We start from the raw sequence: 12,980 nt of genomic DNA, 5'->3' as shown, positions 1-12,980 counted from the left end.
CAGGGCGGGCGCGATTGTCATCCGCCACGGCAGATCCTCTCCCCTTTGGAGGAGCAGCTACGCCTTTAGGCTAGCCGCTCGATCCGCACGCTGGGCGAGGTCTGCTTGATCCGCGCACCCATGGCCACGATCGGCAGTTCGGAGGCGTTCCAGAGGTTGGCGGCGGTCACCGTCTCGGCCACGCCGCCGACGGCTCGGGCCAGGCCGTACGACAGGGTCTGGCCTTCCAGGAGCGCGGCGGCGAACAGGGCGGTCAGCAGGTCGCCCGTGCCGTTGGGCGCGCGCTCGGCCTTGGCGTGGGTCGCCAGCCAGGCCTCGTTGTCGTCGACATGGACCACGCCGATCTCGCCGCCGCTCTGCACGGACGACACCAGGGTCGGCCTGTCCAGCCGACGGCCGGCCAGCACCGCCGCCTGCGGGTCGCCGGCGTCCATGCCGGTCAGGTGTTGAAGCTCCCAGGCGTTGCAGGCGACGAGGTCGGCGCGCGGGATCAACTCTCCAGCGATGACGTCAGCCACCTCGGCGGGCACGTACAGCCCCTTGCCGGCGTCGCCCATGGTCGGGTCGACGATCACCGTCGGCGTACGGGGCAAGGCGCTGTACGGCGGACTTCCGCGCGGCGCCGCCCGCACCGCGTCGATGGCCCGGGCCGCGACAAGCACCTGGGCGGCGCTGGCGAAATAGCCGGTGATGACCACGTCCGTCAGGCCCAGCAGGCCGTTGGCCCCGACGCCCTCGAGCATGCCCTCCATCACCTCGACGGAGGTCGGCGCCCCGCCCGGCGGACCCCATCCCGGATGTCGGCCATAGAGCACGGTCGGCACCACCATCGAGTCGACGCCGAACTGGGCCAGGGCGGCGGCCTGGGCCGAGGCGCCCACCTGGCTGCCCGCGACATGGCTGGAGAGGATCAGGGCCATCGGCATGACCAGCGGCTTAGCCGAGCCTCGCGGGCTTGAACAGGCGTGCGCGCGCCTGAACGGCGACATTGTTGACTTGCCAGGGCGAGCCGTGGACAGCCTGTGGTCATGCTTGTTTCCACGCCCTCCATCGACCTGATCCGTCCGCGGAGGCATCGCTGTCATCAGTGCGGGTTCCGGTCCCACGACGGCCGGGACTTTCGTTCGGGTCGAAGCAGCCTCCTCGGCCGCGCGGTGGTGCTGTGTTTCGCCTGCCCCGATGTTTCGCGCTCGAAAGACCGGCCCCATTGGGCCGGCTGGTTCAGGGGGTTGTTCTCAGCGGCCTTCCTCGCCTGTCTCTGGGGCCGCGAATACGGCGCGTGGGCCGGCTTGACGGCCTGGCTGACCTTGGTGCTCTGCCGGCCGCTCCTTGTCCTCGCCCATGAGGTCGGCCACGCCCTGGCGGCCCGCGCCCTCGGCTTTCCAGTCCTGGAGGTGATCGTCGGGCGCGGGCCCGAACTGGCGGCCGGCCGTTCCGGCAGGACGCGCTGGGCGTTGCGACGCTACGGATTCCTCGGCGGCTTCACGCTCTTCGTGCCTCCGCATGGCGCGCCACGCTGGCGGCTCGCCGTGATCTACGCCGCCGGCGCCATGGCCAACCTGGTGGCGGCGACCGCCGCGGCGGCCCTCGGAACCCTGGTCGCGGACATGGATGCCCCCGCCGCCGTCTTGCTGGCGTCGATCCTGGCCGCATTGGTCGTGGCGAACCTGCTGATGGCCTTCAACGCCCTGTGGCCGCAGGTCGGCGTCGACGGCCAGCCGCTGGACGGGGCGCAGATCCGCGACCTGTTCCGGTCGTCGCGGTCGACGGTCCTCGACGATCGGCTGAACATGCTCATGGCCGCCCAGCGCCTCCAACTGGCCGGCCGCTTCGGAGAGGCCGCCGCGCTCACGATCGAGCAATTGGACCGCTGGCCCAACGACCCATGCCTGCTGGGCATGGTCATCCACCACACGTCCCGGGCCGAAGGCGACCACGCGGCCGTGGCGCGATATCGCGCCGTCGTCGCTCAGGCCCCGTCCGGTCCGCCCCGGTTCTTTCCCGGGCACGAGGGCGCGGTCGGCTGGCTCGCCGCCAATATCGCCTGGTCCAGCCTGAAGGCCGGCGAGGACGCCGACCTGGACCTGGTCGACGGGGAGCTGCAAGTCGCCCTGCAGCATCTGCCCGACGCCCCGGAGGTCAAGGCCACTCTGGGGGCGCTGTTCGTCGCCCGGGGCGCCCCGGTCGCCGGCGAACCCCTGCTGGTCGACGCTCTGCGCAAGACCGAAGATCCCGTCGACCGCGCCGATTTCGCTCGATATGTCGCGCGGGCGCGCCGCGCGGCAGGGCAGGAAGACCGGGCCTTGGAAGCCGAACGCCTAGCGCGTCACATCCTCGATCGTTCGCTCCCGCTTCCGGCGCACTGACGAAAAAGGCCCGCCGCGTCTCCGCGGCGGGCCCTTCGCTTCGCGTGAAGCGAAGCCTAGTAGCGGTAGTGGTCTGGCTTGAACGGGCCCTTTTCCGGCACGCCGATATAGTCGGCCTGGTCCTTGCGCAGGGTCGACAGCTTGGCCCCCAGCTTCTCCAGGTGGAGGAAGGCGACCTTTTCGTCGAGGTGCTTGGGCAGGGTGTAGACCTGGTTCTGGTAGGCCGTCTTGTTGGTCCACAGCTCGATCTGGGCCAGGGTCTGGTTGGTGAAACTGGCCGACATCACGAACGAGGGGTGGCCCGTCGCGTTGCCCAGGTTCACCAGGCGGCCTTCCGACAGCACGATGATCTTCTTGCCGTCCGGGAATTCCACATGGTGGACCTGCGGCTTGATCTCGTCCCACTTGAAGTTGCGCAGGCCGGCGATCTGGATCTCGGAATCGAAGTGGCCGATGTTGCAGACGATGGCGTTGTTCTTCATCCGGCGCATGTCGTCGACGGTGATGACGTCCTTGTTGCCCGTCGCCGTGACGAAGATGTCGGCCTTGTCGGCGACGTCCTGCAGGGTCTGGACCTCATAGCCTTCCATCGCCGCCTGCAGAGCGCAGATCGGGTCGATCTCGGTGACGATCACCCGGGCCCCGCCTTGGCGCAAGCTGGCGGCCGAGCCCTTGCCCACGTCGCCGTAGCCGCAGACCACCGCGACCTTGCCCGACAGCATCACGTCGGTGCCGCGGCGGATGGCGTCGACCAGCGATTCCCGGCAGCCGTACAGGTTGTCGAACTTGCTCTTGGTGACGCTGTCATTGACGTTGATGGCCGGGAACGGCAGTTCGCCCTTGGCGGCCATCTGGTAAAGGCGGTGCACGCCCGTGGTGGTCTCTTCCGACACGCCGCCGATAGCGTCGCGGATCGCCGAGTAGAAGCCCGGCTTTTCGGCCAGGTAGCGCTTCATCACGGTGTAAAGCGCTTCTTCTTCCTCGTTGGTCGGGTTGTTGAGGATCGAGGGATCCTTCTCGGCCTTCGGGCCCAGCACGCAGAGCAGGGTCGCGTCGCCGCCGTCGTCGAGGATCAGGTTCGGATAGCCGCCGTCGGCCCATTCGAAGATCTTGTGCGCGTATTCCCAGTACTCGACCAGGTTTTCGCCCTTGAAGGCGAACACCGGCACGCCCGAGGCGGCGATGGCGGCGGCCGCGTGGTCCTGGGTCGAGAAGATGTTGCACGAGGCCCAGCGGACCTCGGCGCCCAGCGCCGTCAGGGTCTCGATCAGCACGGCGGTCTGGATGGTCATGTGCAGGCTGCCGGCGATGCGGGCGCCCTTCAGGACCTGGGCCGGTCCGTATTCGGCGCGGGTGGCCATCAGACCGGGCATTTCGGTCTCGGCGATGGCGATTTCCTTGCGGCCGAATTCGGCGAGCGAGATGTCCTTGACGATGTAGTCGGCCACGGTCGGCTCCTGCGGTCGGGGGGGATGGTCTTGCGCGGTCTATACCGCGCCCAGCCCCTTCTCGCAATTAAGGCATAAGGATTTCTTTATATGCTCAGCTACCGAACCTCGGCCCGGAACACGACGGGCCAGTCATAGCCGTAGCCGCGGCAGACCGGCATGACCGTGGCCTGGGACAGGGCGAAGGCGTCTCCGGTCCAGACCCACTCGCTGGACTCCCCGCAGTCGCCGATCCCACGCCCTTTGCCGTAGGCCGTCAGGATCCGGGTCTTGGGATCATAGTCGGCGTTGGTGGCCAGACCGTCCTCGACGCCCTCCAGTGAGGCCAGGGCGGCGCGGCCGGCCTTGTCGACCACCACGAACAGCCCGCTGAAATTATAGGCCCCGCCGCCGCAGGGAATCTGCCACAGCACCTTGTCATCCGACAGGCGCCAGGCCTGGGGCTCGCCCTGCGACCCCGGTTCGGTGTCGCATTCCGCCTTGCGGCCCAGGGCCCGGACCGCCGCCGGCGGCTTGGACGGCAGCCCGGTCTGGGCGACCGCCGGGGCCGCGTGGAGCACGGGCGCGGCCGGCGGCGCGGGAACGCGAGCGGCTGGCGCCGAGCCCTTGGCGACCATGGCCGTCACCGTGCCGGCCCGCCTCTGCTGGTCGTCGGCATAGCGCAGGGCCGCGACCATGCCGGCCAGGGACACCTGGCCCACATCCTTCTCGCCGGCCCGGATCGTCAGCAGTGTTCCGTTCCGCGCCGCGCCCAGCAGCGGCCCGACCTGGACGTCGTCGAGCACGACGGTGACGCCGCCGGCCTCGCTCGAGCGCTTGGCGCGGGCGGTCATCACCACCCGGTCGTCGACCAGCAGGGTCGGCGGCTTGCCTCCCAGGTCGACCTCGCTGTCGATCAGGTCGATCTCCACCTTGGCCGCTGCGCCGGCCGCGCCGCCGCGGCTCAGGCGCAGCACCGCCGGCAGGCCGCCGTCGTCGGACGAAAAGCCGGCGACCTGACAGGTCCGCAGGTTGTCGCAGACCACCGTCCAGTCCTTGAAACTGTTGGAATCGGCCGCGGCCACGCCGGGCGTCAGGATGGCGGCGGCCGCCAGCGTCAGGATCCAGGTTTCGGTTTTCATGTCGCGCCCCTCCGGAAAGGAGAGGTTACCAGAACCGCTTGGCTTCCGCGAAGCTGACATAGGCGCCTTGAGCCTCGGCCAGCAGCGCGGCTTCCTGCTCGGCCCCGCCGGCGGTCAGGCGGCCGGCGGCGAAGGCGGCCTCGGGGTCGTCGCACGACAGCGCCACCTCGCGGGCCAAGACCTCGCGCCCGGCCTGGTCGGTGAGCAGGCCCAGGGCGTCCTGCAGCGCCTTGGTCGCCGTCACGAAGCGCGCCCGGCGCTTGGGATGATCCGAAAACAGCCCGCCCAGATCCTCGACGGCGTAGCGCAACTTCTTGCCCCGGATGCGGAGGTGGTGGCGATCCTCGGGGCTGAGCGCGGCCAGGTCGCGGCCGTCCTTGCGGATCCGGCGGCGAGCCCTGTCCAGCGCGTTGGCGGCGAAGTCGGCGGCGGGCCTGGCGCGGCGCTTGTCCAGGCGTCGGTCGGTGGTCCAGGCGCCGGCTTCCAGCCAGGCGGCGGCGTCGATGGCCAAGGCGCGGAAGCGGGCGCTGTCCACCGCCTGGCCGGCCTTAGCGTAGGCGTCCGTCTGGGCGGCCAGCAGCGCCTTGCCAAAGGCCGCCAGCGCCCGGGCCTCGTCCTGAGCTTCGGCTTCGAGCGGATCCTGCGCCGGCCCGGTCTGGTCCGTCGCCAGCGGGCTTTCGACGGCCGGCCGCCAGACGTCGGCGATGAACACGTCCAGGTCCCGCGCCGCGCCCAGGGCGCCGGCCAGCCACTTCAGCTCGGCCTTCACATGCCGGGCGTCGGGCGCGCCGGCCAGGGTCTTGAAGGTCGACAGCAGAGTCCGGAAGCGTCGCGCCGCCACCCGCAGCTTGTGCACCCGCTCGGGACCCGGACGGGTCCGCAGGGCCTCGGCGGCCGCGCACAGTCGATCCAGGGCCGCGCGGCCCAGGGCCTGCAGCGCCTCGCCGGTGGACGCCTCGGCGGCCAGGGTCGCCTCGGCGCTGGGCCGATCGCCTTCGCCCAGGGCCAGGGCGTAGCCGCGCTCGGCCTTGCTGACCAGGGACAGCCGCAACGGGACGTGGGCGGCCAGGTCGCGGGCCAGGTCGAACAGCACGCGCGGCGGGCCGGCCTTCAGCTCCAGCTCCAGTTCGCTGACCTCGGCCCGCCGGTCGTCCGCCCGCAGTTCGCCCTGGTCGAAAGCCGCCTCGATGGTCGCGCCGTCGCGCTCGACCAACCGGGTGACGCGCTTGACTCGGGTGACGAACACCGGGGCCAGGGCGTCGCCGTTGATCACCCTGGCGGCGGGCGTGCGGGCCAGCAGGTCGCGGTCGGGCTCCGGACCGTCCACCGCGCTCTCCCATTCGCCGCGGGCGAAGACGCCGCCGGACGAGGCCGATTTCAGCGTCTGCTTGCGGCCGTTCTCGCCGTCGCGGATGCGCAGGCCAAAGCCCGCCCTGCGCAGGGCGTGATCGACGGTGTCGAAATAGGTGGCGTCGAGTTGCCGGACCGCCTCCCGTCCCTCGAGCCGGGCCAGAACCCCGTCCGAAGCCTCCGGGGCGATCAGGAACTTCAGCTCGATTTCGTGATCCATGCGACGGTTATAACCGGGCGCGCCGGTTTTGGCTCCATGGGCTGTCTTGCGCGGACGCACGCGGGACGTGCTTGCCAATCAATGTGGCGGAGTCCAAACCTGCGCGCCATGAGCCAGATCAATGCCGCCGCCCCTCGCCACGACTGGACCCTGGACCAGGTCGAGGCCCTGTTCGACCTGCCGTTCATGGAGCTGGTGTTCCAGGCCGCCAGCGTGCACCGGGCCGGGTTCGACCCGTCCGAGGTGCAGCTGTCGCAGCTGCTGTCGGTCAAGACCGGCGGCTGCGCGGAGAACTGCGGCTATTGCAGCCAGAGCGCCCACTTCAAGACCGGGCTGAAGGCCGAGAAGCTGATGGACGCCGAGGTGGTGATCGCCAAGGCTCGCCAAGCCCGCGATGGCGGCGCCCAGCGCTTCTGCATGGGGGCGGCCTGGCGCGAGCTGAAGGACCGCGACCTGCCCAAACTGGCGGCGATGATCGGCGGGGTGAAGGCCCTGGGCCTGGAGACCTGCGCCACCCTGGGCATGCTGACGCCCGACCAGGCCAAGCAGCTGAAGGACGCGGGCCTGGACTACTACAACCACAACCTCGACACCGGCCCCGAATACTATGGCCAGGTGGTCACCACCCGCACCTACCAGGAGCGGCTGGACACCCTGGCCCATGTCCGCGACGCCGGCATGAGCACCTGCTGCGGCGGCATCGTCGGCATGGGCGAGACGCGCCGCGACCGCGCCGGCCTGCTGCACCAGCTGGCCACCCTGCCCAGCCATCCCGACAGCCTGCCGATCAACGGCCTGGTCCCGGTCAGCGGCACGCCCCTGGGCGACCAGGTGCTGGCCGACGGGACCACGGCCATCGACGCCATCGAGTTCGTGCGCACCATCGCCGTGGCCCGCATCGTCTGCCCGCGGTCGATGGTCCGCCTGTCGGCCGGTCGCGACGAGATGAGCCGCGAGCTGCAGGCCCTGTGCTTCCTGGCCGGCGCCAATTCGATCTTCGTCGGCGGCAAGCTGCTGACCACCCCCCTCCCCGGCCAGGACGAGGACAGCAAGCTGTTCCACGACCTGGACCTGCGGCCGATGGGGGCGAAGGCTCCGACGCCGGAAGCGGTGGCGGCCGAGTAGTTTCCTCCCCGGCCCGCCCTTTAACTTTACGCGGTCACATCGCCGAGATGCCGCCGTCCAGCTTCAGTTCGGCGCCGGTCATGAACTTGCTCTCGTCGCTGGCCAGGTAGAGCACGGCGTTGGCGATGTCGTTCGGCTCGCCGATATGGCCCAGTGGGATCTGCCGGCCCAGCTTGGCGTGAGCCTCTTCCTTGCCCAGGCGCTGGCTGAGCGGGTCGAGGATCGGGGTGTCGATGAAGGTCGGGTGGATCGAGTTGGAGCGGATATCCAGCCCCATCTTGGCGCAGTACAGGGCGATGTTCTTGCTCAGCAGCCAGACCCCCGCCTTGGAGGCGTTGTAGGCCGGCGAATTGTGGTTGGCGATCAGGCCGGCGATCGAGCTGATGTTGATGATCGAGCCCGGCTGATGGGCGCGCATGTATTTCAGGGCGTGCTTGGCCCCCAGGAAGACGCTGTCGACATTGATCGACATGATCTTCTTCCAGAGGTCGAACTCCATCTGCTCCAGCGGTTTGTCGCCGGCCACCCCGGCGTTGTTGAGCAGCACCGAGATCCCCCCCATGGCCGCGTCGGCTTTCTCCAGGGCCTCGATCCACTGGTCCTCCCGGGTGACGTCCAGTTCGAAGGCGAAGGCCGTGCCCGCCCCGTGGGCGGCGTTGATCTCGTCCGCCACCGCCCGGGCTCCGGCGAAGTTGATGTCGGCCAGGCTGACCTGGGCGCCTTCCTTGGCCAGCAACCGCGCGGCGGCCGCGCCCAGCCCCTGGGCCCCGCCGGTGATGAAGGCCTTCTTGCCGGCGACCCGGCCCGTGCTCTGCGCCATCTTCGGCGTCCTCCCGATTATAATTCAAACGATAGTTTGAACCGGAAGGGCGGCGGGCGGAAGGGGAAAACGGCGCGGCGCCGGCCGCCTCGATCCTCCCCAGTGGGGGAGGATCTTCAGGATCAGCCCGCGACCGAATCCATGAACCGCGCCATCGTCACGTCCAGGTCGCTGACCCCGTCGGCGTCGTGGGTGGTCAGCACCACCTCGACGCGGTTGTAGACGTTGAACCATTCGGGATGATGGTCCAGTTTGTCGGCCATCAGGGCCACGCGGGTCATGAAGCCGAAGGCGGCGTTGAAGTCGGCGAACCGGAAGGTCTTGCCGATGGCGTCCTTCTCGGACACGGCGGCCCAGCCTTCCAGCTGGGAAAGTGCGGCGGCGGCGCCGATCTTGGCGGGACGGGACATGGCGGCTCCTGCGAACGGACTTTTCCCAGTCAGAACGCCAAACCGGTCGCGGCCGCAAGGTCCTCCAGCGCCTGGTCCTCGGTGGTGACCTTGATGGCGGTCATGCCCAGAGCCGCCGCCGGCTTGCAGTTGACCCCCAGGTCGTCGAGATAGACGCATCGCTCGGGCGCCACGGCCAGCAGATCGCACATCATCTGGTAGATGCGCGGATCGGGCTTGCGGACTCCGGCCTTGGAGCTTTCGATCACCGCGTCGAACCGGGCGAAGATCGCGGCGACGGCCTGGGCCTTTTCGGCCGAGCCGGCCATGCCTGTCCCGTGCCCCGTCGCGACATTGTTGGTGATGCAGCCGACCTTGAACCGCGCCTTGCAGGCGTCCAGCGCCGCCACCACGCGGGGCCGCACGTCGCCCGACAGCAGCGGCAGCACCTCGGCCCCACGCAGCGGATGGCCCAGACGCGTCGCCTCCTCCAGGAACATGGCGTCGAAGGCCGCCACGTCGATTTCGTTGCGCTCGAACAGCGCCCAGGCGTTGGCGTCGGGGTCGGCGGCGTTGACCCGGCGGATGAAGTCGGCCGGCAGGCCGCGCTGAGCCTCGAACCGCCGGAAGGCCTCGAACGGCGAAGTGGTGAACACCCCGCCGAAATCCCAGATCACCGCCTCGATCGCCATCCGCGCCTCAAACATCTGTTTGATGTCACGCTAGGCGGCCGGCGCGACCGTGGCAATCCGGTGAGGAATCTTCAAGGCCACGCTCGCCTCGAAGGCGAAAAGGGGCGAAACCGGGTCGGGGCTCTGGTTTGTTAACCTTCTGGAGTGTTCGCCATGATCCGCCGCCTGCTCCCGTCGCTCGCGCTCGCGCTCGCCATCGCCGTGGGCGGCCTGGGAACCGCCGCCTCGGCCCAGGCCTGGCCGGGCGAGTGCGTCACGCGGCGGGTCACCGGTCCCGGCGGCGCCTATCGCTGGGACCGCGTCGAGTGCGAGGCCCACGCCGGCATGAGCGACTTCGACCGCTGGGGCGACGACCGCCGGCCGCTGGACGTGGTGGCCGGCCCGGCGGCGTACGGCCCCTGGGACGGTCCGCTGCGGGGCGATCGCTACGGCGGCTGGCGCCCCGCGCCGGCCTATCCGGCCTACGACGCCGGCGCCGACGGGGAGGGCCGCTACCCCGCCCCCTATCCGACCTACCGCGCCGCCGGCCGCGACGCCGCCGGCTTCCTGGTCTGGCCAGGCAAGCTGCCCTGACGATCCGGCTTGGCCCGGGGGTTGCGTACGGCGGGGCCGCACGCTTCAATCCGGGACGGGGGATTTTCATCATGCGCACACGGGGCAAACCGCTCTTCAAGACCCACGAGATCGTGGCGATCGTCGTCTTTCTGCTGGCCGCGACGGGCATCGGCGTCGTGAGGCTGGTCTATTAGATCCGTCGGAGGTTGGGCGGTCTCGGAACAGAAGGACCCTTTCCGCGCGTTGTGAACGGGTAGGAGGTTCCACCCTGACGACGCTCGCGCCCAATCCGCCGCCCAGCCTGGCCGCCCGCCTGCGCGGCCTGCCGCCGCGCGCCCGGTGGGGGATGATCGGGGCGATCCTGCTGACAGCGGCGATCGTCGCCTTCCTGGTGATCTTCGACTGGAACTGGTTTCGCGGCCCACTGGGACGCTTCGCCTCGGCCCGGCTGAACCGCGAGGTGGTGATCACCGGCGACCTGCGCGTCCACCCCTGGTCGTTCTCGCCCAAGGCCGAGGCCCTGGGCGTCCGCATCGCCCAGCCGGACTGGGCGGCCAAGGCCGATCCCAAGGGCTCCCCCGCCGGCGCGCCGATGGCCAAGGTCGACCGCATCGCGGTGCAGATCAAGCTGCTGCCCCTGCTGAAGGGCGACGTGATCCTGCCGCTGCTGGCGGTCGACCGTCCCGACGTGCGCCTGCTGCGCGAGGCTTCGGGCCGGGCCAACTGGACGTTCGGCGATCCCAACGCCCCCCGGAAGCCGCTGAAGCTGCCGGCCATCCAGCACTTCATCATCAATGACGGCCAGCTGCGCTACGCGGACCAGCAGCGCGACATCTTCTTCCTGGGCACGGTCAGCTCCAACGAGCACGCCAGCAGCGACGGACGCGGCAAGTTCGTGCTGGAGGGCAGGGGCCAGCTGAACCGCTCGCCGTTCACCGCCCTGGTCACCGGCGGCCCGCTGCTGAACATCTCGCCCAACCGGCCCTATCCGTTCGATGCGCGGGTCGACGCTGGCTCGACCCATGTCACGGCCAAGGGCGACATCACCAAGCCGTTCAACCTGGGCCTGTTCGAAACCCAGCTGACCGTCTCGGGCGCCGACCTGAACCGCCTCTACGCCCTGACCGGCCTGGCCCTGCCCAACACCCCGCCCTACCGGATCAGCGGCCACCTGACCCGCAAGGGCGAGCGCTTCGACTTCAACAGGTTGAGCGGCCGGGTCGGCGACAGCGACGTCTCGGGCGACCTGTTCGTGCTGATGGGGCGCGAGCGGCCGTATCTGGAGGCCGACCTGAAATCGCGGCGTCTGGACTTCGACGACCTGGGCAGCCTGGTCGGCGCGGCGCCGGCCACGGGCCGCGGCGAGACCGCTTCGGCCGGCCAGAAGGTCGAGGCCGCCCAACGCGACGCCACTCGCCGCCTGCTGCCCGACGCCACCCTGCAGGTCGATCGGGTCAAGGCCATGGACGCCAAGGTCAAGTACCGCGCCCTGGCGGTCAACGCGCCCAACCTGCCGCTCCAGAAGGTCCGGCTGGACCTGACGCTGGAGAAGGGCGTGCTGACCATGGACCCGCTGGCCTTCACCTTCTCGCGCGGCGATCTGGCCGGGAAGGTGCGGCTGGACGCCAATCCGAAGGTGCCGCGCACCGACCTCGACATGCGCCTGACCAACGCCAAGCTGGAGGACTTCATCCCGATCCAGAGCGGCGGCAAGCCAGCGATCGAGGGCGGGGTGATGGCGCGGGCCAAGCTGACCGGCTACGGCAATTCGGTGCACCGCGCCGCCTCGTCGGCCAACGGCCAGGTGACGGTCGTGTCGCCGCGGGGCGAGATCCGCCAGGCGTTCGCCGAGCTGCTGGGCGTCAACGCCTCCAAGGGCCTGATCCTGCTGCTGAGCAAGGACAATCGCGAGACCAGCGTCCGCTGCGCCGTGGCCGACTTCAGCGTCAAGGACGGGGTCATGACGTCCAACCAGATCGTCGCCGACACCGGCGTGGTCCTGGCAAAGGGCAAGGGGACCATCGATCTCCAGACCGAACGCCTGGACCTCAAGATCGAGGGCGACAGCAAGAAGCCGCGCCTGGTGAGGCTGTTCATCCCGATCACCATCAAGGGTCCGTTCATGACCCCGAAGGTCGGGTTGGAGGCCGGCGGCGCGGTGGCCCAGGGCGGGCTGGCCGCGGCCCTGGGCAGCCTGGTCTCGCCCTTGGCCGCCATCCTGCCGTTCGTCACCGGCGGCGAGGCCAAGGACGCCGACTGCGCCAGCCTGGTCGCCGAAGCTCGCCGCGACGGCGCCCCGGTCAAGGTGGCCCAGACCACGCCGGCCAAGGTCAAGAAGAAGTAGGGAAGAGGGACGCCCCGAGGGGATGACGGAATTCGGGAATGCGCTAAGATGGCCCCCATCCGAAGCCCCGTGTGGTTCATGTCTCTGATTGTGTTCGAGGTCCGGGCCTAAGGCTCCGAACCTCCCGTTCGACAGCTGATCAGGCCCTGCTCCGTCCGCGTGTCCCGCCCGGACGTGACTTCGTCACGTCCAAATCTTTGAGGGCGAGCCTCCGAAGGAGGCTCTGACGCGCGTTCCCACGCCTCGATCTTCGGACCTCTTCCTTGAACATCTCCAAACCGCAGCAACGCACGCTGCACGCGCTGGCGCAGGGCGCCCGCATCGAACTCCTGCGCGACGACCGCGGCCGCATCGTCGGCGCCGATTGCATCACCGGCGAGGGCTGGCGCCTGAGCGACTGCACCCTGGCGGTCTTCAAGGCCCTCAAGCGACGGCGCTTCATCGCCAGCTCCGGCGGCGGCCCCTACCGCATCACGCGGGAAGGCGCGGTGAACCTGCGTTCGCAGGTCGACAACCGGGTGACCGCGCGAGGCTGGTAGCCGGACGTCCG

The 12,980-nt window shown here is 69.7% G+C and carries 12 protein-coding genes; 5 read left to right on the top strand and 7 right to left on the bottom strand.

From position 1 onward, the window contains the following. Nucleotides 1–65: 65 nt before the first annotated feature. Nucleotides 66–926 carry a bifunctional hydroxymethylpyrimidine kinase/phosphomethylpyrimidine kinase gene (locus G3M57_RS25190; RefSeq protein ID WP_163233468.1) on the bottom strand — a complete coding sequence of 287 codons (861 nt, stop codon included), beginning with the start codon at nucleotides 924–926 and terminating at the stop codon, nucleotides 66–68. Between the two features lie 363 nt (nucleotides 927–1,289). Here G3M57_RS25190 and G3M57_RS25185 point away from each other — a divergent pair, with 363 nt between their 5' ends. Next, nucleotides 1,290–2,366 (top strand): M50 family metallopeptidase, encoded by a 1,077-nt coding sequence (locus G3M57_RS25185; protein WP_163233467.1) that lies wholly within the window; start codon nucleotides 1,290–1,292, stop codon nucleotides 2,364–2,366. Between the two features lie 56 nt (nucleotides 2,367–2,422). Here G3M57_RS25185 and ahcY read toward each other — a convergent pair whose 3' ends face one another. The 3 genes from ahcY to G3M57_RS25170 form a co-directional block, all read right to left on the bottom strand. Further along, entirely contained in the window at nucleotides 2,423–3,814 is a 1,392-nt protein-coding gene (ahcY, locus tag G3M57_RS25180; protein WP_056755022.1) for an adenosylhomocysteinase, read from the bottom strand. 98 nt (nucleotides 3,815–3,912) lie between these two features. Next, a complete protein-coding gene (locus G3M57_RS25175; RefSeq protein ID WP_163233466.1) occupies nucleotides 3,913–4,935 on the bottom strand; it encodes a DUF1176 domain-containing protein in 1,023 nt (340 codons plus the stop codon). 25 nt (nucleotides 4,936–4,960) lie between these two features. Next, nucleotides 4,961–6,505, bottom strand: a complete 1,545-nt coding sequence (locus tag G3M57_RS25170; protein WP_163233465.1) for a CYTH and CHAD domain-containing protein — start codon at nucleotides 6,503–6,505, stop codon at nucleotides 4,961–4,963. A gap of 108 nt (nucleotides 6,506–6,613) precedes the next feature. Between G3M57_RS25170 and bioB the strand changes: the two genes are divergently transcribed. After that, complete coding sequence (gene bioB / locus G3M57_RS25165) at nucleotides 6,614–7,630, top strand: biotin synthase BioB (protein WP_163233464.1); 1,017 nt, start codon at nucleotides 6,614–6,616, stop codon at nucleotides 7,628–7,630. A 34-nt stretch (nucleotides 7,631–7,664) separates the two neighbouring features. Here bioB and G3M57_RS25160 read toward each other — a convergent pair whose 3' ends face one another. From G3M57_RS25160 to G3M57_RS25150, 3 genes are all read right to left on the bottom strand, one after another. Further along, a complete protein-coding gene (locus G3M57_RS25160; RefSeq protein WP_056756259.1) occupies nucleotides 7,665–8,450 on the bottom strand; it encodes an SDR family oxidoreductase in 786 nt (261 codons plus the stop codon). 122 nt (nucleotides 8,451–8,572) lie between these two features. Continuing rightward, entirely contained in the window at nucleotides 8,573–8,860 is a 288-nt protein-coding gene (locus tag G3M57_RS25155) for a 4a-hydroxytetrahydrobiopterin dehydratase (RefSeq protein WP_056756256.1), read from the bottom strand. 29 nt (nucleotides 8,861–8,889) lie between these two features. Continuing rightward, nucleotides 8,890–9,531: an HAD-IA family hydrolase gene (locus G3M57_RS25150; RefSeq protein WP_056756253.1), complete on the bottom strand. Its 642-nt coding sequence runs from the start codon at nucleotides 9,529–9,531 to the stop codon at nucleotides 8,890–8,892. A 153-nt stretch (nucleotides 9,532–9,684) separates the two neighbouring features. Here G3M57_RS25150 and G3M57_RS25145 point away from each other — a divergent pair, with 153 nt between their 5' ends. The 3 genes from G3M57_RS25145 (at nucleotide 9,685) to G3M57_RS25135 (ending at nucleotide 12,969) form a co-directional block, all read left to right on the top strand. Further along, the gene (locus G3M57_RS25145; RefSeq protein ID WP_163233463.1) at nucleotides 9,685–10,104 is read left to right on the top strand and encodes a hypothetical protein; all 420 of its coding nucleotides are present in this window, start codon (nucleotides 9,685–9,687) and stop codon (nucleotides 10,102–10,104) included. Between the two features lie 328 nt (nucleotides 10,105–10,432). Then, the gene (locus tag G3M57_RS25140; RefSeq protein WP_056756250.1) at nucleotides 10,433–12,430 is read left to right on the top strand and encodes an AsmA family protein; all 1,998 of its coding nucleotides are present in this window, start codon (nucleotides 10,433–10,435) and stop codon (nucleotides 12,428–12,430) included. Nucleotides 12,431–12,693: 263 nt separating this feature from the next. Next, entirely contained in the window at nucleotides 12,694–12,969 is a 276-nt protein-coding gene (locus G3M57_RS25135; protein WP_056756248.1) for a YjhX family toxin, read from the top strand. The last annotated feature ends 11 nt before the right edge of the window (nucleotides 12,970–12,980 follow it).

The organism is Caulobacter rhizosphaerae (assembly GCF_010977555.1).
GTDB classification, from domain to species: Bacteria; Pseudomonadota; Alphaproteobacteria; order Caulobacterales; family Caulobacteraceae; genus Caulobacter; species Caulobacter rhizosphaerae.
The sequence above is the reverse complement of the archived record's forward strand: the minus strand, read 5'-3'. Positions and strand labels throughout refer to the sequence as shown.

Bases quoted from the DNA above. Each gene is read 5' to 3' on its own strand.
- G3M57_RS25155 (WP_056756256.1), bottom strand. From the start codon at position 8,860: ATGTCCCGTCCCGCCAAGATCGGCGCCGCCGCCGCACTTTCCCAGCTG.
- G3M57_RS25190 (WP_163233468.1), bottom strand. From the start codon at position 926: ATGCCGATGGCCCTGATCCTCTCCAGCCATGTCGCGGGCAGCCAGGTG.
- G3M57_RS25140 (WP_056756250.1), top strand. From the start codon at position 10,433: ATGATCGGGGCGATCCTGCTGACAGCGGCGATCGTCGCCTTCCTGGTG.
- G3M57_RS25150 (WP_056756253.1), bottom strand. From the start codon at position 9,531: ATGGCGATCGAGGCGGTGATCTGGGATTTCGGCGGGGTGTTCACCACT.
- bioB (WP_163233464.1), top strand. From the start codon at position 6,614: ATGAGCCAGATCAATGCCGCCGCCCCTCGCCACGACTGGACCCTGGAC.
- G3M57_RS25145 (WP_163233463.1), top strand. From the start codon at position 9,685: ATGATCCGCCGCCTGCTCCCGTCGCTCGCGCTCGCGCTCGCCATCGCC.
- G3M57_RS25175 (WP_163233466.1), bottom strand. From the start codon at position 4,935: ATGAAAACCGAAACCTGGATCCTGACGCTGGCGGCCGCCGCCATCCTG.
- G3M57_RS25160 (WP_056756259.1), bottom strand. From the start codon at position 8,450: ATGGCGCAGAGCACGGGCCGGGTCGCCGGCAAGAAGGCCTTCATCACC.
- G3M57_RS25170 (WP_163233465.1), bottom strand. From the start codon at position 6,505: ATGGATCACGAAATCGAGCTGAAGTTCCTGATCGCCCCGGAGGCTTCG.